Source organism: Methylotenera sp., from assembly GCF_029945705.1.
GTDB lineage: Bacteria > Pseudomonadota > Gammaproteobacteria > Burkholderiales > Methylophilaceae > Methylotenera.
On record NZ_JAQSDC010000057.1, the window covers coordinates 25,220 to 43,942 of the forward strand.

The 18,723-nt window shown below is 41.7% G+C and carries 17 protein-coding genes; 11 read left to right on the forward strand and 6 right to left on the reverse strand.

The window, feature by feature from the left end; all coding sequences use genetic code 11:
• Window positions 1-25: 25 nt before the first annotated feature.
• The 4 genes from efp to PSU78_RS12860 are packed head-to-tail and all read right to left on the reverse strand — an operon-like array spanning window position 26 to window position 2,645.
• Entirely contained in the window at window positions 26-586 is a 561-nt protein-coding gene (efp, locus tag PSU78_RS12845; protein ID WP_300388630.1) for an elongation factor P, read from the reverse strand.
• 58 nt (window positions 587-644) lie between these two features.
• Window positions 645-1,733 carry an elongation factor P maturation arginine rhamnosyltransferase EarP gene (gene earP, locus PSU78_RS12850; protein WP_300388632.1) on the reverse strand — a complete coding sequence of 363 codons (1,089 nt, stop codon included), beginning with the start codon at window positions 1,731-1,733 and terminating at the stop codon, window positions 645-647.
• Between the two features lie 24 nt (window positions 1,734-1,757).
• Entirely contained in the window at window positions 1,758-2,264 is a 507-nt protein-coding gene (greB, locus tag PSU78_RS12855; protein WP_300388634.1) for a transcription elongation factor GreB, read from the reverse strand.
• 3 nt (window positions 2,265-2,267) lie between these two features.
• Window positions 2,268-2,645, reverse strand: a complete 378-nt coding sequence (locus PSU78_RS12860; protein WP_300388636.1) for a hypothetical protein — start codon at window positions 2,643-2,645, stop codon at window positions 2,268-2,270.
• A 147-nt stretch (window positions 2,646-2,792) separates the two neighbouring features.
• Here PSU78_RS12860 and chrA point away from each other — a divergent pair, with 147 nt between their 5' ends.
• Window positions 2,793-4,163 carry a chromate efflux transporter gene (gene chrA / locus PSU78_RS12865; RefSeq protein WP_300388638.1) on the forward strand — a complete coding sequence of 457 codons (1,371 nt, stop codon included), beginning with the start codon at window positions 2,793-2,795 and terminating at the stop codon, window positions 4,161-4,163.
• 90 nt (window positions 4,164-4,253) lie between these two features.
• The gene (locus tag PSU78_RS12870; protein WP_300388640.1) at window positions 4,254-4,784 is read left to right on the forward strand and encodes a glutathione peroxidase; all 531 of its coding nucleotides are present in this window, start codon (window positions 4,254-4,256) and stop codon (window positions 4,782-4,784) included.
• Between the two features lie 70 nt (window positions 4,785-4,854).
• On the opposite strand, the gene PSU78_RS12875 is transcribed toward PSU78_RS12870, so the two are convergent.
• Window positions 4,855-5,661 carry a pyruvate, water dikinase regulatory protein gene (locus PSU78_RS12875; RefSeq protein WP_300388641.1) on the reverse strand — a complete coding sequence of 269 codons (807 nt, stop codon included), beginning with the start codon at window positions 5,659-5,661 and terminating at the stop codon, window positions 4,855-4,857.
• 27 nt (window positions 5,662-5,688) lie between these two features.
• The gene (gene ppsA, locus PSU78_RS12880; protein WP_300388643.1) at window positions 5,689-8,061 is read right to left on the reverse strand and encodes a phosphoenolpyruvate synthase; all 2,373 of its coding nucleotides are present in this window, start codon (window positions 8,059-8,061) and stop codon (window positions 5,689-5,691) included.
• Between the two features lie 240 nt (window positions 8,062-8,301).
• On the opposite strand from ppsA, the gene PSU78_RS12885 reads away from it, so the two are divergent.
• The 9 genes from PSU78_RS12885 (at window position 8,302) to PSU78_RS12925 (ending at window position 18,611) form a co-directional block, all read left to right on the forward strand.
• The gene (locus PSU78_RS12885) at window positions 8,302-9,294 is read left to right on the forward strand and encodes a beta-ribofuranosylaminobenzene 5'-phosphate synthase family protein (protein ID WP_300388645.1); all 993 of its coding nucleotides are present in this window, start codon (window positions 8,302-8,304) and stop codon (window positions 9,292-9,294) included.
• Between the two features lie 214 nt (window positions 9,295-9,508).
• Window positions 9,509-10,429 carry an NAD(P)-dependent methylenetetrahydromethanopterin dehydrogenase gene (locus tag PSU78_RS12890; protein ID WP_300388647.1) on the forward strand — a complete coding sequence of 307 codons (921 nt, stop codon included), beginning with the start codon at window positions 9,509-9,511 and terminating at the stop codon, window positions 10,427-10,429.
• A 5-nt stretch (window positions 10,430-10,434) separates the two neighbouring features.
• Window positions 10,435-11,616, forward strand: coding sequence for an ATP-grasp domain-containing protein (locus tag PSU78_RS12895; protein WP_300388649.1), 1,182 nt, complete (start codon window positions 10,435-10,437; stop codon window positions 11,614-11,616).
• A gap of 19 nt (window positions 11,617-11,635) precedes the next feature.
• Complete coding sequence (gene mch, locus PSU78_RS12900; RefSeq protein WP_300388651.1) at window positions 11,636-12,610, forward strand: methenyltetrahydromethanopterin cyclohydrolase; 975 nt, start codon at window positions 11,636-11,638, stop codon at window positions 12,608-12,610.
• A gap of 20 nt (window positions 12,611-12,630) precedes the next feature.
• Window positions 12,631-13,521 (forward strand): RimK family alpha-L-glutamate ligase, encoded by an 891-nt coding sequence (locus PSU78_RS12905; protein ID WP_300388653.1) that lies wholly within the window; start codon window positions 12,631-12,633, stop codon window positions 13,519-13,521.
• Between the two features lie 15 nt (window positions 13,522-13,536).
• Window positions 13,537-14,397, forward strand: a complete 861-nt coding sequence (locus tag PSU78_RS12910) for a triphosphoribosyl-dephospho-CoA synthase (protein WP_300388655.1) — start codon at window positions 13,537-13,539, stop codon at window positions 14,395-14,397.
• 152 nt (window positions 14,398-14,549) lie between these two features.
• Window positions 14,550-15,257: a response regulator transcription factor gene (locus PSU78_RS12915; protein ID WP_300388656.1), complete on the forward strand. Its 708-nt coding sequence runs from the start codon at window positions 14,550-14,552 to the stop codon at window positions 15,255-15,257.
• Between the two features lie 6 nt (window positions 15,258-15,263).
• Window positions 15,264-16,601: a FecR domain-containing protein gene (locus tag PSU78_RS12920; RefSeq protein WP_300388658.1), complete on the forward strand. Its 1,338-nt coding sequence runs from the start codon at window positions 15,264-15,266 to the stop codon at window positions 16,599-16,601.
• 48 nt (window positions 16,602-16,649) lie between these two features.
• Complete coding sequence (locus PSU78_RS12925; protein ID WP_300388660.1) at window positions 16,650-18,611, forward strand: CHASE2 and HATPase_c domain-containing protein; 1,962 nt, start codon at window positions 16,650-16,652, stop codon at window positions 18,609-18,611.
• Window positions 18,612-18,723 lie beyond the last annotated feature (112 nt).

Sequence of the window (18,723 nt, forward strand, 5' to 3'; positions counted from 1 at the left end):
TTTTGCTAAGAAAATTATTGATGCCTTATTTCAATACGCGGTTTCTGTATTCACCAGTGCGTGTATCGATTTCAATTTTATCGCCTTGTGCGCAAAATAACGGTACTGGAAACTCAAAGCCAGATGCAATTTTCGCTGGTTTCATTACTTTACCTGATGTATCGCCTTTAACTGCTGGCTCCGTGTAAGTGATTTCACGTACTACTGTTGTTGGTAATTCTACTGAAATTGGTTTCTCATTGTAAAAGCGAATATCAACAGCCATGCCATCTTCAAGGTAAGGAAGCGCATCTGCCATAAACTCTGCATCTACATCATATTGGTTGTAGTCCGCGTCCATGAATACATAGCTAGGGTCAGCAAAGTAAGAGTAAGTGGCTTCTTTCTTCTCAAGTATAACCACTTCAAATTTGTCACCAGCACCGTAGATAGTTTCGCTCGGTGTATCAGTTAACAAGTTTTTAAATTTCATTTTTACCACAGCAGTGCTGCGGCCAGATTTTGTATATTCGGCTTTAATCACTACTAATGGGTCATTGCCGACCATAATAACGTTACCGGCGCGGAGTTCTTGAGCTGTTTTCATGAGATTGCCTTACTGATTGAAATAGGTTAAATAATAAAGCCGCGAATTATACCTTAACTCACAATTTTTGCAAAAAAATCACCAACTTAGAGGCGAGGTCGGTCTGTGTCGCTAATTGGCTTGCTTTGTTGAGCGTATATGGTTTTATTACATGAAGTGTATTTAAATAATTTTGCCATATATCGCTTGTTATATTGCCTGTGACCCAAGCTGAATGGATCTTGTAGATAGCCGCTTTGGCATGTACGCAGCAGTCAGCATAAAACAGATCTAAGAAAGCATTCAGCTTAGTTACGTGAGTGTTTTCTGTTTGTAAGTAAGGCTGCCAGATAAAAGGTTTGCCAGCCCAAATAGCACGTACCCAGCTATCTTCACCACGAACAAAATTGATGTCACAGCTTGCAAGTAGCTGATCGTAATCAGTCTGGCTTAGAAAGGGCACAATATGTATATTTAGATTTTTTTTGCTGAGCTTAGAACCAATTTCAATGACGTTTAAATTAAAGAAAGCCGCAATGTGAGGCAAAATGCTACTTGTCGGTACGTAACAATCAATATGTAGATTTGATTCTGCCATGGCGTTGAGCAAGTCTGCTATAGGTGCATGTGGGTAGCAGAATAGGGATACTTTTAAAGCATCAGTTTCCTGTTGTTTATTTGTATTTAACTGACTTTTTTGAAAAATGTCAGTTTCGCGAATCAAACCGCCAGTAGCTTCAGTAAAACCTGGGAAGAAAAAATGCCTTGCAGGCTTGGTATTGTTCGAGCTTCTGGCATGAAACTCCGCCACCCAAGACTCAGCAGATAAATATTCTAAATTCACCCATACGGTGTTACCTTGCATTGCGGCTAGATAGTCAGCGGGTAGCTCACAACTGAATGTTTCTAGGGCAACATCAGCAGGTTGAACTGTCTTGGCGCTTTGCCAAGTAAAGATTTCTACTTGATTGATTACTTGTGATTTGAGTTCACAATTTAAGGTGGGGATTATATGACTGGCGATTACCAAATCATCAATAAAGAGCCTGACCTGCAAGTTGTGTTCATGTGCTAATTGCTGGCTAAGGCGCCAACAAATACCAATATCGCCAAAATTATCGACAATACGGCAAAAAATATCCCAGCGTTTAGCTACGTGATGACTCATTGTTTTGACTCATTTAGCGGAGCTTTAGCTTGGTGGATTGTACTGAACGTCGATGATTTCGTACTCTTCTTCACCAGCAGGTACGCTAACTTTCACGACATCACCAATTTGTTTGCCAAGCAGGGCGCGCGCCAGTGGCGAGATCCAGCTAATGTAACCTAGTGAAGGCTGTAATTCATCTTTACCAACGATACGGTAAGTGTGTTCAGTGTCGTCTTTAAGCGATAATAAGGTCACCCATGCGCCGAAGAACACCTTCTCTAAGCCTTGCTGCGCAGCAGGGTCTACAATGACCGCTAAATCCATGCGTTGCATTAAAAAGCGTAAACGGCTGTCAATTTGTCGCAAGCGTCTTTTGCCGTAGATATAATCGCCATTTTCACTTCTGTCGCCGTTACCTGCCGCCCATGAAACGACTTTAACTAGTGCTGGTCTTTCAACTTTGAGTAGTTCGGTAAATTCAGCCTCAATCGCCGCGTGGCCTTCAGGTGTAATATAATTTTTTTCGTCTGAAACTGGTTTTTTTAGCAAAAGTTATTTCTCTAAAACACTAATGTTTTTAACAAAGTATGATGTTTCGCCAAAGCATGCACTTGGAATGCCTTTGTGCTCTTCGTAGCTAAGTTTCACTCGTTTTCCTAAGGAGTCATTCACCATTTTTGCGGTTGCATCATCTTTAACGGTAAACAAAAACTTCTCAGCTTGAGTGCCAGGCATGGAGACCAGAACGATTTCGCCTTCCCAAGTTTTACATACATAACCTTTTAGCGAGAATTTTTGTACGTAGCCAGCGCGCTCACCTGAAGAGTAAACCCAGTTGATGCTCGCCCAAGTGTAAAGTGCAAACAAAATTATCGGAATAATCACGACCCAAGCGACATACTTTAATAAACTTTTTAAATTACTGAGCATAAGCGACCTTAAAATTTGATGAGAGCATGTGTTGAAAAAACGTGTTGAGATTCGTGTAATCAAGATAAAATCAGATGATACCTGTTCAGACATTTTTCTGAAACGTGTATTTCTTCAATTCTAGTCTACAAAATACTGAGGTCCTACGTGAGTAGCAATAACAATAATCAACCATCACCTAATGAAGAAGCGCCAGTCCCACCAACGCTTAAAGAGGCTTTTTGGTATTGGTTAAAACTCGGTTTTATTAGCTTTGGTGGACCAGCGGGGCAAATTTCTATCATGCATCATGATTTGGTAGAGAAAAAGCGCTGGATTTCTGAAAAGCGCTTTCTGCATGCGTTAAATTATTGCATGGTATTCCCAGGGCCTGAAGCGCAGCAGTTAGCCACTTATATAGGTTGGCTGATGCATCGCACTTGGGGTGGGTTGATTGCGGGTTGCTTGTTTGTATTGCCTTCGCTATTTATTTTAATTGCTCTTACTTATATTTACTTGCGCTACGGTAATCAGCCCTTGGTTGCTGGCGTGCTATACGGCATTAAACCTGCGGTGGTGGCGATTGTGCTATTTGCGGCTTATAGAATCGGCAGCCGTGCTTTAAAAAATAAATGGTTATGGCTGATCTCTCTAGCCGCTTTTGTAGCGATTGTTTTATTCAGGCTACCGTTCCCATTAATTGTATTGTTGGCGGCTTTAATCGGCTATATAGGTAGCAAATATTCACCTGCTACCTTTATTTCGGGTGGCGGACATCAGGCTTCTGACAAAAGCTATGGTAAAGCGGTGATTGATGATCATACACCTACCCCAGAACATGCAAAATTCAACTTACGGCATTTAGTTAAAGTCTTCGCTGTGGGTGTCACATTATGGATATTCGCCATGGGTTTGTTAATGGCGGTGTATGGCTGGCAAGCGACGCTCACGCAAATGGGCTGGTTCTTTACCAAGGCGGCTTTACTTACCTTTGGCGGGGCTTATGCGGTATTGCCCTATGTGTATCAAGGCGCAGTTGACCATTATCATTGGCTTGCGGCTAAACAAATGATAGATGGCTTAGCCTTGGGTGAAACGACACCAGGTCCGCTGATTATGGTAGTAGCGTTTGTCGGCTTTGTAGGTGGTTGGACGCAGCATATATTTGGTGTTGATAGCTTATTGCTATCGGGTGTTGTAGCCGCTAGCGTAGTGACGTTTTTTACGTTTCTGCCATCATTTCTGTTCATCTTTTTGGGTGCGCCATTGATTGAAAGTACGCAAAATAATCTAAAGTTTACTGCACCACTTACTGCTATTACAGCGGCCGTGGTAGGGGTGATTTTGAGTTTGGCGTTATTTTTTGCTATGCATGTTTTTATGCATAATCAACCAACTATGCAGGAATCCATGCAGGTGGATTGGCTGGCTTTAGCCTTAGCCATAGTTGGTTTTATGGCATTATTTAAGTTTAAAGTCAGTATTATTAAACTGATTCTAATGTATAGCTTGATCGGGTTGGTGTTAAGTTTTATCTGAATCAAGAACGAAATTAGCGTTGCCTAGTCTGAGATATGGTTGTTAAATTAAAAACATAACTTCGACATAAATGTTAATAGGCGATTTCACATGAAAAAAACTCTACTTTCAGTTCTACTATTTGGAGCATCACATATGGCTAATGCTGCTTGTTTAGATCTTTATAATCATCAGTTTACAACTTTGCAAGGCGAAAAAATCAACCTGTGTGATTATCAAGATAAGCCTATTTTAGTGGTGAATACGGCGAGTAAATGTGGCTTCACACCGCAGTTTGAATCGCTTGAGGGCTTGTATAGCCAATATAAAAGCAAGGGCTTGTTGGTGATTGGGTTTCCATCTAATGACTTTAGACAAGAGCCAGGTAACGATAAGCAAATCGGTGATTTCTGTAAATTAACTTATGCGGTTAAATTTCCGATGATGACTAAAAGCTCGGTCACTGGTGTAAATGCCAATCCGTTTTATAAACAGTTAATTGCCAAAACAGGCCAAGAACCTCAATGGAACTTTTATAAGTATGTGATTCTGCCAGGTGGTAAAAATGTGTACGCTTACAGCAGTGAAGTGACGCCAGAGTCTGCGGAGATTTTAGGTAAGATAAAACCAAGTTTGAAATAGCTACAAGTTTGAACGACCAATAAAAAAGGCGCATATAGCGCCTTTTTTATTGGTCGTTTATTAAGTTCTTTTAAACGTGTTTACGGGTTTTTTCCATAATGATAGCGGAGAGCTCTTCAACTGAACGACTGGTTGAATCTGCCCAGGTGATACCGGCATCACGCATCAAATTTTCTGCGGTCGTAATCTCTTTGCGACAGTTATCAAGTGACGCATAAAAGCTACCAGATCTGCGCTCATTTCGTACCGCATGCAGGCGTTCCGGCTTAATGGTGAGGCCGAATATCTTATCTAAATGCTTATGCAGCACGGCAGGCAAAGACCCTCGTTCAAAATCTTCTGGAATCAATGGGTAATTGGCAGCTTTGATGCCAAACTGCATCGCAAGATAAACGCTGGTAGGGGTCTTGCCGCAACGTGACACGCCAATCAGAATAACTTGCGCCTCTTCTAAACCAGAGTTAGTCATGCCATCATCGTGATTCAGTGTGAAGTTAACAGCTTCCATGCGGTCATTATATTTGGTCCCCATCACACTATGCGCAATACCTGCGCCGGTGAGCGGTTGCTGATCTAACTCTAAACCTAGTGGGTCGATAAACGTGTTAAATAAGTCAATAAAATAAGCATTAGATTGCTTTAAGGCATTACGTAACTCAATGTTACCTAAAGACATAATTACTACAGGGCGGCCACCATCTACTTCAGCTGCCTTGAGAATGTCCTCTTGCGCGTGTTTGATTTTATCTAAGGTGTCAGAGAAAGGTAGGCGCACTTGAGTAAAGTTGGTGCCTGGAAAATGCTCCAATAATTTACCCAAGGCGCCCGCTGTAATGCCAGTACCATCTGAAATGAAAAATACAGTGCGTTTTAGCATTACAGCAACCTTATTTATTTTAGCCTGTTATTTCTTTGCTAGTCTTTGCCAAGTACTGACCACAGTGTCTGGGTTAAGTGACATTGATTGTATGCCTTCAGCCACTAACCACTCAGCAAAGTCAGGGTGGTCGGATGGGCCTTGACCGCAAATACCTACATATTTACCTAAGCGATTGCAGGTGTGAATCGCCATTTTAATTAATTCTTTTACAGCGTCGTTACGCTCGTCGAAGCCGTCAGCCAAAATGCCTGAGTCACGGTCCATACCTAATGTAAGTTGAGTAAGATCGTTAGAGCCGATTGAGAAGCCATCAAAGTAATGCAGGAACTGCTCAGCTAATATTGCATTTGATGGGATTTCGCACATCATAATTAAGCGCAAGCCATTTTGACCGCGTTTAAGACCATTAGCCTCCATGATTTCAGTGACTGCTTTAGCTTCATCAAGTGTGCGCACAAATGGAATCATCAACTCTACGTTGGTTAAACCCATTTCATCGCGTACTTTTTTCATGGCTGTACATTCCATAGCAAAGCACTCTTTAAAGTCTTCTGCCATGTAACGCGCTGCGCCACGGAAGCCAATCATTGGGTTTTCTTCATCTGGCTCGTAAATCTCACCGCCTACTAGCTTTTTGTACTCGTTTGATTTGAAATCAGACGTACGCACAATCACTGGTTTTGGATAGAATGCCGCAGCAATAGTAGCCACACCTTCAGCTACTTTATCAATGTAGAATTGCTTAGGTGAAGCGTAGCCACGTGCACGGTTTTTAATTGTTTTCTGTATCGCTTGAGGCATCGCATCAACGTTTAGAATGGCTTTCGGGTGAATGCCAACCATATTGTTAATCACGAACTCTAAACGCGCTAAACCTACACCATCATTAGGCGTTTTTGCAAAACCAAACGCCATGTCTGGGTTGCCAACGTTCATCATAATTTTGCAAGGTGCTGGTGGAAGTGTTGCGGTCGCTTGAGTACTCACTTCAAACTCAATCGCACCGTGGTAAACAAAGCCAGACTCACCTTCAGCACAAGAAACCGTAACGATTTCGCCTTCACGTAATACATCCGTCGCGTTAACAGAACCAACAATCGCAGGAATACCAAGTTCGCGAGCGATAATTGCTGCATGGCAAGTACGACCACCACGATTGGTGACCAGTGCACTAGCACGCTTCATCACAGGTTCCCAGTTCGGGTCTGTCATGTCAGCAACTAGTACATCACCAGGCTGCACTAAGTGCATATCCGCTGGATCTAATACAATACGCACTGGGCCAACACCAACTTTTTGCGTCACAGCACGACCTACGACTAAAGGTTTTTCGCTGTGTTTTTTTAATTTGAAAGTTTCAGTCACATTGTTTAATGACTCTTGTGATTTCACAGTTTCTGGGCGTGCTTGCAAGATGTATAGCTTGTTATCAACACCATTTTTACCCCACTCAATATCCATTGGGCAACCATAATGCGCTTCAATTGTCATGGCGTATCGTGCTAATTCAAGTACATCTTCATTTGATAATGAATAACGGTCGCTGTCAGCAGAGTCCACTTCAATTGTGTGTGTGCTTTTACCTGCGCGAGTTGCATCAGAAAATACCATTTTGATGAGTTTAGAACCCATCGTGCGGCGCACAATAGATGGTTTTCCTAGTGCAAGAGTTGGTTTGTGAACGTAGAACTCATCAGGGTTTACCGCACCTTGAACAACTGTTTCGCCCAAACCGTATGATGAAGTAATAAACACCACATCTTTAAAACCAGATTCTGTATCAATCGTGAACATCACACCTGCACAACCAATATCACTGCGTACCATTTGTTGAACGCCAGCAGACAATGCCACATCCGCATGAACAAAGCCTTTATGAACACGGTATGAAATTGCGCGGTCGTTGTATAAAGAAGCAAATACTTCTTTAATCGCGTGCAGAATATTATCTAAACCTTGAATGTTTAAAAATGACTCTTGCTGACCTGCAAATGAAGCGTCTGGTAAATCTTCAGCAGTGGCAGATGAACGCACGGCGAAAGTAGCGCCATTGCCAGACTTTGCTGTAAGCAACTCATAATTTTCTGCAATGGCTTTATCTAGTGCGGCTGGAAATGGCGCCGCCATAATCCAATCACGCACTTGTTTGCCGCAAATGGCAAGGGCTTGCGTGTCATCCACATTTAAAGCATCAAGAGCTGCATTGATTTTAACGTCTAAACCATTTTGCGCTAAAAACTCACGATACGCGTCTGCGGTAGTTGCAAAGCCGGTTGGAACGCGCACGCCTTTTGCTGATAGCTGCGAAATCATCTCACCTAGTGAAGCGTTTTTACCGCCAACTGAAGGTACGTCTATATTTCTGAGGTTTTCAAATGGAATAACGTGGACTGACATGATAGTTCCTTAGATGTTCGAACGGGAAGGTTAAGTTTGATTTATTATTTAAGTGTCATTTTGCCTAAATAACGAAGCTCTGTCACCTGAAAATAAGCGGTTGGGGCTAAAAAGTTTCATAGGTGTCCGCCTTTAAACACCAAAATGCATGACTGTCAGCTAGAATGCATAGGTATTAATGGTGCATAAAGCGTACACTAAAATCTAAACGAACAAAAATAATGAACTGATGAAAAAGTTATGTCCCTAGTCAATTTTACTGAAATTACTGTTAAGAGCACGGCTCGATTACACATGGGGTTTTTTGACTTGCATGGTGGATTAGGGCGAAAATTTGGCGGTATTGGTCTTAGCTTATCTTCCCCCAGTCAAGTTCTAACAGCTAGACTATCTGATACTTTACAAGTCTCTGGTAAGTCGTCCTCGCGTGCATTAGCCATTGCCCAGCAACTCCTTGAATTTTTTAATATAACACGCGCGGTTGAAATTGAGATTGCTCAAATTATTCCAGAGCATGCGGGCTTAGGATCTGGTACACAGTTAGCCTTAGCGATTGGTACGGCGATTAATTTACTCCATGAGCTTAATTTAACGACCGCTCAAATTGCCCAGCTAACAGGTCGAGGTGGCAGGTCTGGTATTGGTATTGCAGCTTTTGATTATGGTGGGTTGTTAGTTGATGGTGGACGAAGCGCCGAAATTGCAGGTTCAACAAAAGCTGATTTAAAGATACCACCTTTATTAGCTCGTTATAGCTTCCCTGAAGATTGGCGTGTTTTGTTGATATTAGATGAAAGTCAGTCTGGTATCCATGGTGAAGAGGAGCGAATAGCTTTTAAACACTTGCCTATGTTTCCTGAAAATCTAGCTGCACATTTATGCAGACATGTTTTAATGCAAGCAATGCCCGCCATGGTAGAGCGTGACTTAACCGCTTTTGGTGTGGCTATTCAGGCTTTACAATCTCACGTTGGAGATTATTTCGCCCCAGCACAGGGTGGGCGCTATGCAAGTCCTAACGTGGCTGAAGTATTAAAACATTTAGAGTATTTGGGTATCGCCTGTTTTGGGCAAAGCTCTTGGGGGCCAACTGGGTTTGCAGTATTTGAAAATGATATTCAGGCTGAAGCGTGTTTACAGGAACTTAAATTAACTTTTAAAAATAACTCGCTAAAATGGATGATATGTAGTGGGCGTAATGATGGTGCGGAAGTCACAACAAACAATATTTAAAGTGATTAGTAATTAAAAATGTAGCATTGAATTGATAGATAAAAACCTGTTTAATTGTTAAATTAACTATGTGCGGCTAGGGGATAATTAATGTTGAATGATATTGAAAGCAACACCCAACTTTTCGACATTTTTTGTTGAAATTATTAAAATAGCCTATGTGAATTAGTTTGATAGCGGAAACCAATCACTTAAAATAATTGAGGAAATTAATATGGAAAAATCCAGCATTTTACATCTAATAACTGCAGCAAAAAATGCTAGCCCATTTGACACTAATATGGCATTTGACTCGGGCTTTGATAAAATCATGTCATATACGAATGTCACTTTATCCGAAGTTAAAGGCTTGACACAAGATGCTATTTTTTCACGGGGTCTGTCAGGCGTTAAGCGAGAGGCGCTGTTTATTGGCGGACGTGATGTCGACCTTGCCATGCAGATGTTAGATGCAAGTAAAAAGGCGATGCTTCCTCCATTTGCCTGCTCTGTATTAGCTGATCCATCTGGCGCTTTTACTACAGCAGGTGCGATGATAGCCAAAGTGGAGTTCCATCTTAAAAAGAATTTTGGGGAAGATTTAAACGGAAAAACCGTTAGTGTTTTTGGTTCAACAGGGCCAGTTGGTGGCTGCGTTTCAATTATTGCGGCTTTACAGGGGGCTAATGTGCGAATGGTTGCACACCAATCCGTAGCCGATGTTGAGCCAAAAGCAAGTGCTTGGAATGCCCAATATAATGTCAATATGCAAGTGGTTGATGGCTCTACAGTTGAGCTTAAAAATAGCATTCTAGAAACGACTGATATTGTTATTTGTGCAGCAGCGGCTGGTATTCAAGTGATTAATGCTGACAACTTATCTCATGCTAAACAGTTAAAAATAGTTGCCGACGTAAATGCAGTTCCACCTGCGGGTGTGCAAGGCGTTGGTGCTGGAGACGACGGCGTATTGATTGAGGGTACGCAGGCTTATGGCATTGGCGCAATGGCAGTTGGACAGCTAAAGTATGTGACACAGCATAAATTGCTGAAACAAATGTTGACTGCAGATGAGCCTTTTGAAAAACCCAAATACCTTGAGTTTATGGCGGCATTTAAATTGGCTAGAGATATATTAAAAGCACAATCCTTATAATCGCTATGTCTGCGCGGCCTTTTGTGGCCGCGGCGGCAAAAGCAGGCTACCTTGTTGATGCTATTGACGCATTTGCTGACGCGCAGACTGTGGCGCTGGCAAAAATGACAATGGTGGTTACCTGCGATAATAATGGTTTCAACGAGGAGTCTCTGTTAGGGCTGATTGGTACGCTAGAGGCTAGTCAGTATCTTGGTTTCGTTTACGGTAGCGGTTTTGAAGCGCAACCAATGTTGTTGCAGAAAATTGCAGATATTATTCCTTTGATTGGTAATGCGGCGGCTCAGGTATTAGCCATTAAAACCGCGTCTAGTTTTTTTTCGACGTTAAGCCTGCACAACATTCCCCATCCTACTAGCTGTGAAAGGCTGCCCCAGCCTGATAGCAGAGTTGAGCGCTATTTGCAAAAATTTACAGGTGGTAGTGGTGGCACGCATATTAAGGTGGCTAATGATGGTGAAACTTTAGGTTTCAATCATTACTTTCAGCAATATATGATTGGCCGTTCAATCTCTTTGCTTTTTCTTGCAAACAGCCTTGAAATTAAGAGGGTGGGTTTTAATGAGTTACGGCTTAATCCCACGTCCAACTTACCATTTCGTTATGGTGGAGCTGTGAGTAATATTGAATTGTCTTTTGAAGTGAAGCAGCAAATGATTCATGCGGCTAAAACCTTGACCAGGCAATTCGGTTTGCTCGGTTTAAATAGTCTCGACGCGATAGTCAAAGATGAAATTGTTTATGTCTTGGAAGTAAACCCTAGGTTAAGTGCAACAGTTGACTTGTATTCGGACGATTTATATCAAGACATTAATGCAAAAAGCATTGCTTACTCCAATATAATGCATTTGCATATTCTAGCGTGTCTTAAGGGTGCAGAGTTTCAAATGACAAATGTCGAGGAGTTTTCACTGCTAGCCAACTCAAAAGTGGTGAAGCAATCTACAGCGCATGCTGTTATTTACGCGTTAGAAGATACTCCGTTGCTTGCTTCATTTAAATGGCCAAACTGGGCGGTTGATACCCCTTATTTCGATGAGATAAATAATGTCCATCCAGATAAACTAATGGTTGTGTTGGCAAACGAGCCAATTTGCACTGTGCTGGCACATGCAGAAGATGCTAACCGCGCGAAAGTAATAGTGGATGCAAGGGTTGAGTCCATTCAACAGATATTAAAGTCGTAAGTTAAAAAAAGGATAAGTTATGCAAAACTCTGACGCATTGCCAAAGCATTTAAGTGTTAATCAATTAAGTTTGCCTTTGCTAGAAAATTTAATTCATCATGCTGATGTTTTAAAGCTTGGAGTTTCTAAACATGCCTCTGGATGTACGATTGTCGATGCGGGGATTCAACATGCAGGTTGTGCAGAAGCAGGCCGCTTGATTGCTGAAATTTGTATGGGCGGTTTAGGTGAAGTCAGTTTGCAAGCAGACAGTCGTTTTGTGGGTTTCACTGAGGCGATTGCGGTCACATCAAACCAGCCAGTATTAGCCTGTTTGGCAAGTCAATATGCAGGTTGGGCATTAAGCCATGAAAAATTCTTCTCATTAGGTTCTGGCCCGGCAAGAGCATTAGCTCAGCGTGAAGATTTATTTAAAGAGCTAGCCTATAAAGATGCTGCTGATAGCACTTGCATTGTCTTGGAAACTGACAAAATTCCGCCTATGGAAGTCATAGAGAAAATTGTTCGTGACACGCAAGTTTCAGCTGAAGGCCTGACGATTATTCTCACGCCAACCACCAGTATTGCTGGCGTTGTGCAAATCGTTGGTCGTGTTTTAGAGGTTGCACTTCACAAAGCGCACACCATTCATTTTCCTTTAGAAAATATTGTCAGCGGTTCAGGTGTGGCGGTGTTGCCGCCAGTATCTAAAGATTTTATGACTGCGATGGGCCGCACTAATGATGCGATTTTATTTGGTGGTGAAGTAAGCTTGCAGGTGCGTTGTGATGATGCTGCGGCAGCAGAGCTTGCCTTAAATTTACCTAGTAGCTCTTCCAAAGATTATGGCAAAACTTTCGCGCAAGTCTTTAAATTTTACAATATGGATTTTTATAAGATTGATGCCATGTTATTTAGCCCCGCTAAAGTGACTGTCACGAATCTACAAACAGGCAAAGTTTTTGAGGGTGGTCAATTAAACGCAGACTTAATTGCGCTATCATTCGGAGATTAGTCTTTATGTAGTGAGTTGTTTTGAAAATTCCAATCTTTACTGATGACCCAGGCTGGCATGGTGCGCGTTTAAAAGAAGCTTTTGCCAAGCATGATATAGAAGCAGTTTATGTATCCTTACAAGACTGCGTCATCGATTTAAATGGCGCCCAGCCTAGCATCCAAATCCCCAATTTCGATACGCTACCCCCCGCGGTTTTTGTCCGCGGTGTTTCTGGTGGCACCATGCAGCAAGTAATTACGCGTTTAAACGTTTTACACATGTTGTCTATGCTCAAAGTTAGCATCTATAACGATGTAAAAGCCATAGAACGCACCGTAGATAAAGCGATGACGAGCTTCTTATTGCAAAGAAATGGCGTGGCTACACCCGCAACTTGGGTGAGCGAGTCCAAAGTGCAAGTTGAAAGTTTTCGTCAAATCGCTAAACAAAATAATCAAGTTCTGGTATTAAAACCCTTGTTTGGTTCACAAGGCTTAGGCGTTCGTCAGTTATTAGCCGATGAAACCTTACCTGTGCCCATGCAGCAGTTCGTAGATGGTGTTTATTATTTTCAGCAGTTTATTGAAACTGGCGATGCGCCGCATGATTACCGCGTCTTTGTCATCCATGGAAAAGTAGTTGCCGCTATGAAGCGTGTAGGCAGTACTTGGGTAAATAACGTTGCTGCAGGTGGTCGCTGCGAAGGGGTTGAGCTGGATGAAAATCATGAGATGACTGCACTCGCTATACAAGCCTCTTTAGCGCTCGATATTGATTATTGTGGGGTTGATATCATTCAGTCAATCTCAGGGGAATATTATGTCTTGGAAGTCAATAGCGTGCCCGCATGGAAGGGTTTGCAGAGCGTTTCCAATGTTGATATTGCGCAATTATTAGTAGATGATTTTTTGTGTAAATTAAAGGTTTAACGTTAAAGTTTAATAATGATGACTTCAGCAAAATTAGCACAAGCCTATCGAAGCGCTTGTATGGCTGAGCTTGAAGCATTAAAGCCAGGAAACGTACACGTTTTTGCCGATGGTCACGGCATGACGATACATGACTTTATCAAGAGTGCGGACGCCTCAGCGACGGTGATAGCTCAAGAAAATTTAAGTGTAGGTGAGCGGATATTTCAGTCAATAAAAGCCACGCAAATGGCCGTAGGGATGAATACCAATTTAGGCATCATTTTACTTTGTGCACCATTGATTCATGCGGCTTTACACGCCGATCAGACCATAAATGGCAAAAGCCAAAGTTTGCAGCAGCGTTTGGACTCTACTTTAAATCAGTTGTCTGTTGAGGATGCAACTTTAGCTGGGCAAGCGATTGTGTTGGCAAATCCAGCTGGTCTAGGCAAATCTGGTGTGAACGATGTTCATGAAACCTCAAGTGTGAGCTTGCTGGAGATGATGGCTTCAGCACAATATAAAGATCGCATCGCATGGCAATATGCAAACGCTTTTGCAGATGTATTTGAGTTTGGTTTGCCACACTACAACAAGGCGATGCAAAAGTGGAATAATCAAGCTTGGGCCACCACAGCCTTGTATCTAGGCTTTCTAGCAAAGCAATTAGATAGTCATGTCATCCGTAAATACGGTGAAGCGTTAGCCAATGAAGTCATGCAAGAGGCTGTCGATATGCAATCTCTATATTGGGCAACGGAAAATCCAAAGTTAGTACAAAAACACTTATTGGCATGGGATGCCTCTTTAAAGGCTAGGAACATCAATCCTGGCACTACTGCAGATTTGACTGTTACTTGTTTAATGGTGAGTAATTTTGAGGAATTTGTTTAGGAAATCTGAGTAGTTGTTGGGTTTTGTAGCTCAAAGGGGTATATTGTGAAGAGTGTAAATTAATGATAATTTATAAGAATAATATTAAATATCAAACATTTGGATGTATTTTGGTATTTAAAACCAGACAATAAAAATGAGAGTAAAGAATAATGGTGGAAGCTAACAAAAAACCAAGAATTGCGTTTTTAGAGGATGATTTAGCTTATGCAGAAACAATTTTAGAATGGTTTAACGAAGCTGGTTTTGAGGTGGATCACTTTGTTACTGGCTTAGATTTTCTTCGTAAATTTCCTAATGCACAATATGACCTTTGTCTTTTTGATTGGGCGCTACCCGATATGGAAGGCCCAGATGTCATGGTGAGCATCAAACTCAGATCCAATAAATTACCCCCTATCATTTTCTTGACGGGTCGCAGTTCGGAAGATGACATAGTTCGTGTGATTGAATCAGGTGCTGATGATTACATGGTGAAACCTGCCAGCCGCCAGTTGGTGATGGCGCGGGTCAATGCGCTACTAAGAAGAACCCAACCTGAATATAAGAACGAAACGATTTGTGATTTAGGTGGCTTGAAGATTGACACTAAGCAGCGTTTGGTATTATTGGACGGTGAAGAAATTAAACTGACGGACAAGGAGTTGGATTTAGCTTGGTACTTCTTGAAAAATGTTGGCGTGCTTTTATCTAGAGCGCATCTAATGCAGGTGGTATGGGGTTCCAGCGCAGATATCGAAACACGTAAGGTTGACGTACATGTTAGTCATTTACGTACTAAGCTGAAATTAACACCAGAGTTTGGGTGGAAACTCACTTCCGTTTATCAGCAAGGTTACCGTTTAGAAAGAGCAGAGTAGTTACCTATGAAAAACTCTCTTTCTATTTTCAGCATTGCGTTGTTGTTTGTGTCTGTTATAAGCCACGCAGAAGAGGTCAGTGCCGAACGGGTGTCAGCGGGAAACCAAGAGAAAGTTTGGGCATATAGCGTACTTAAAAATGATTCTTTTGAACGTATTTATCAAAAGTATTTAAATAAGCGTGCCAATATTATTGCGCTATCAGCATACAACCATCACCCGCTTAGTAAGAAATTACAACCTGCACAAATTATCAATATTCCTGTTGAAATGCTGAGAAGAATACCAACTCACGCACAAGTTTTGCTGGTTTATGGTGACGTCAATACGAGCAGCATTGTTGGTGGCGATACGCATCAAGTGAAAAAAGATGACTTGTTTGTGGCTGGAGATTCTTTAGCGACAGGTAAAAATAGTCTTGCAAAACTGCTTTTTGCAGATGGCTCTAAAATTGATATTCAGTCGAACTCCAATTTAAGTATTCAAGACAGTTATCAATATGTGGGTAAAGAAACCTTTGTAACGAATTTGAAGTTGGTCAAAGGTCGTACTCAAGTTTCTGCGAATCCAGAGCATACTTTAGGTAATACATTACAGATACAAACGCCGTCGGCAGTTGCGGCTGTGCGTGGTACGCAGTTTAGAGTGGCTGCTGAAGAGAATGTTTCTTTGCAAGAAACCCTAGAGGGCCGAGTGGCATTTAGTGCAAGTGGCCAAGAGGTTTTACTAGCTAAGGGCTATGGTAGTCTGGCAGAAAAAGACAAAGCACCTTTGCCGCCGATTCAATTGCCTAGTGCACCAGATGTAAGCAGGTTGCCAAAATTATTTGAGTTAAACTCGGCTGAATTTAATTTTCTTGCCCAACAAGGTGTTGTTGCATGGATTGGGCAGCTGGCTTTAGATGAAGACTTTACGCAAATATTGAGTGAGCAAATGACTCAATCAGGAAAGTTGATTTTTGCAGATTTAATTGATGGTCAATATTATTTGAAGCTTAGAACGCAAGATCAGAATGGTTTGCAAAGTATGGATGCAATCCATGTTTTTCATGTAAAAGCACTTCCGCCAGAGCCGTTGTTGGAATTACTAGAACCCTTAGATGGCGCGGTTATTCCGCTTGCACCAACTAATTTAAGCTGGACTCCTGTGCCAACTGCGACTAACTACCTCGTACAAGTTGCTCGAGATGTTAACTTTACTGATAATTTATATGAACGTCATAGTTCTTACAACAAGCTCACCATCAATCAGTCGTTTGGTGCAGGTATGTTTTACTGGCGAGTTGCGACCTTGTCTGCGGGCAAGCCACAAAAATTTTCAAATATAAGAACATTTTCTCGTTAAACATAACGGTCTAAATTTAGATCTTTAGTGTAGATATTGTCGATTAGTGTGCAATTTAAATTTAAACAGCTAAGTGACCGTTTTTTTACAGCCTTAATACTGGCGCTTATTGCTTCAGTACTGGCTTACAGCGGTTTATTAGTTCGGTTTGATACTCTTCATTATGACTTAGGCCGTTATCTTACTTTTAAGCCAGCGCCAGCTGATATTGTGATTGTTGCAATTGATGAGGCTAGCTTGAAAAGTATAGGCAGATGGCCTTGGTCTCGCAATGTGCATGCTGATTTAGTGAATAAACTCAAGCAAGAACAAGCGCGTGTCATTGGTTTGGATATAATTTTTTCTGAACCTGAATTGAGTAATGCTAAAGCTGATCAGGCGCTCACTCAAGCTATTGAGAAAGCTGACAATGTGGTGTTGCCTGTGCTATTTGAAGAGCCATACAAAGGTTCGCCAATTAAGCAAAGCGTGCCTTTGGAAAGCTTTGCTCTTCATGCCGCCGCTTTAGGGCGAGTGCATGTGCCTTTGGATGCTGATGGCATTGCCCGTAGTATTTATTTGTGGGAGGGACTGGGTTCAGCTAGTCTCCAGCACTTCTCTCAGGCCGTGCTGCAAGCAGCTAAAGAGCTGCCCAGCAATATCAATCTATTTCCTACCGATGTGTTAACAAAAACAACATTAACTCAATCAGATAGCTTAATTTCACTTGATGAACGCAGAATTAAGTTTTTAGGTCCACCTGGGCATTTTCAACGTATTTCTTACATCAATGTACTCACAGGTGAGTTTCCTGCTCATTTTTTTAAAGATAAAATTGTGTTGGTTGGTGCAACCGCTGTTGGTATGGGAGATGTGTTACCTACGCCAGTGTCAGCGCAAATGCAACCCATGCCAGGCGTAGAGTTTCATGCAAATGCTATTGCGGCAATGCGAGACTCTGCATTAATTATTAATACGCCAATTTGGCTAACTTGTTTACTAAGCGTGATGTTGGCTTTGGTCCCATTATTGTTCTTGCCAAAACTCAGCCCATTAAAATCCTTACTTTCCATTATTGCTTATTATTTTATGGTCATGGTAGTGGCTATTGCGATGCCTTCTCTCTTTAATATTTGGATACCGCCAGCGAGCGCATTAATCGCGATACTGCTTGCGTACCCTATATGGAGTTGGCGTAAGCTTGAATCTGCGCAAGTTTATTTGGATCATGCACTCAAAAACCTCCATGACGATTTAGCTTTGTTGGGTGTGGATAGAAGAGAGTTGGAGTATGAAGATTATAAAGACTCCACGCACTCACGTATCTCCAATGTAAAGCTAGCTTCTACGCATTTGCGAAACTTACATGGCGTGAGGCGAGATACTTTAGCTTTTATTTCGCATGATTTGCGCGCTCCACTTGGTGCTGTGATTATGTTGTTAAATGAAGATGATGGTAATCACAAACATTTACCACGTATTACCAATATGCTTAATCGATCTCTCACCATGGCGGATAACTTTCTGCAATCATCAAGAGCTGAAATGGCCGATGTGAGTAAATTTCAAGATTTAGATTTCGTGAGCCTGGTTCAACAGGCTTTAGACGATGTATACGCGGTAGCGCACTCTAAGAAAATAATACTTAATGCACTGCTGCCTGAAGATAATCTTTGGCTGAAAGGTGATTTTGGTTTGTTGCAGCGGGCTGTCACGAATATTCTGTTAAATGCAGTCAAGTATTCGCCAGTAGAGGGAATGATATATGTAGAGTTGAGCAAAAAAAATAACGAGGCGATATTAAGCATTGCTGATGCTGGGCTAGGTATTGAGCCAGAAAGAATCGCTAAGTTATTTAAGCGCTTTAGCCGAGCAGAGGGCGAACATCAAGCAGCAGAGGGCACAGGTTTAGGCCTGTATTTTGTAGATGTGACTATTAAAAAGCATAGCGGAAGTGTTTTTGTACGCAGTGAGCTTGGCCATGGTGCAACATTTACTTTGACCTTACCATTAGAATTGCAACAAATTTAATCCAACAACCTAATTAAATTTACTCAATAAATTCGATATATAGTCATTGATGCAAAATAGTTCGCGATAATGAGCTAATCAAATAGTGCTTATAACGACAGCGCTAGAATTT

Coding starts and splice junctions, on each gene's coding strand:
- efp (WP_300388630.1), bottom strand. CDS start 586: ATGAAAACAGCTCAAGAACTCCGCGCCGGTAACGTTATTATGGTCGGC.
- earP (WP_300388632.1), bottom strand. CDS start 1,733: ATGAGTCATCACGTAGCTAAACGCTGGGATATTTTTTGCCGTATTGTC.
- PSU78_RS12860 (WP_300388636.1), bottom strand. CDS start 2,645: ATGCTCAGTAATTTAAAAAGTTTATTAAAGTATGTCGCTTGGGTCGTG.
- PSU78_RS12870 (WP_300388640.1), top strand. CDS start 4,254: ATGAAAAAAACTCTACTTTCAGTTCTACTATTTGGAGCATCACATATG.
- PSU78_RS12875 (WP_300388641.1), bottom strand. CDS start 5,661: ATGCTAAAACGCACTGTATTTTTCATTTCAGATGGTACTGGCATTACA.
- ppsA (WP_300388643.1), bottom strand. CDS start 8,061: ATGTCAGTCCACGTTATTCCATTTGAAAACCTCAGAAATATAGACGTA.
- PSU78_RS12885 (WP_300388645.1), top strand. CDS start 8,302: ATGTCCCTAGTCAATTTTACTGAAATTACTGTTAAGAGCACGGCTCGA.
- PSU78_RS12890 (WP_300388647.1), top strand. CDS start 9,509: ATGGAAAAATCCAGCATTTTACATCTAATAACTGCAGCAAAAAATGCT.
- PSU78_RS12895 (WP_300388649.1), top strand. CDS start 10,435: ATGTCTGCGCGGCCTTTTGTGGCCGCGGCGGCAAAAGCAGGCTACCTT.
- mch (WP_300388651.1), top strand. CDS start 11,636: ATGCAAAACTCTGACGCATTGCCAAAGCATTTAAGTGTTAATCAATTA.
- PSU78_RS12910 (WP_300388655.1), top strand. CDS start 13,537: ATGATGACTTCAGCAAAATTAGCACAAGCCTATCGAAGCGCTTGTATG.
- PSU78_RS12915 (WP_300388656.1), top strand. CDS start 14,550: ATGGTGGAAGCTAACAAAAAACCAAGAATTGCGTTTTTAGAGGATGAT.
- PSU78_RS12920 (WP_300388658.1), top strand. CDS start 15,264: ATGAAAAACTCTCTTTCTATTTTCAGCATTGCGTTGTTGTTTGTGTCT.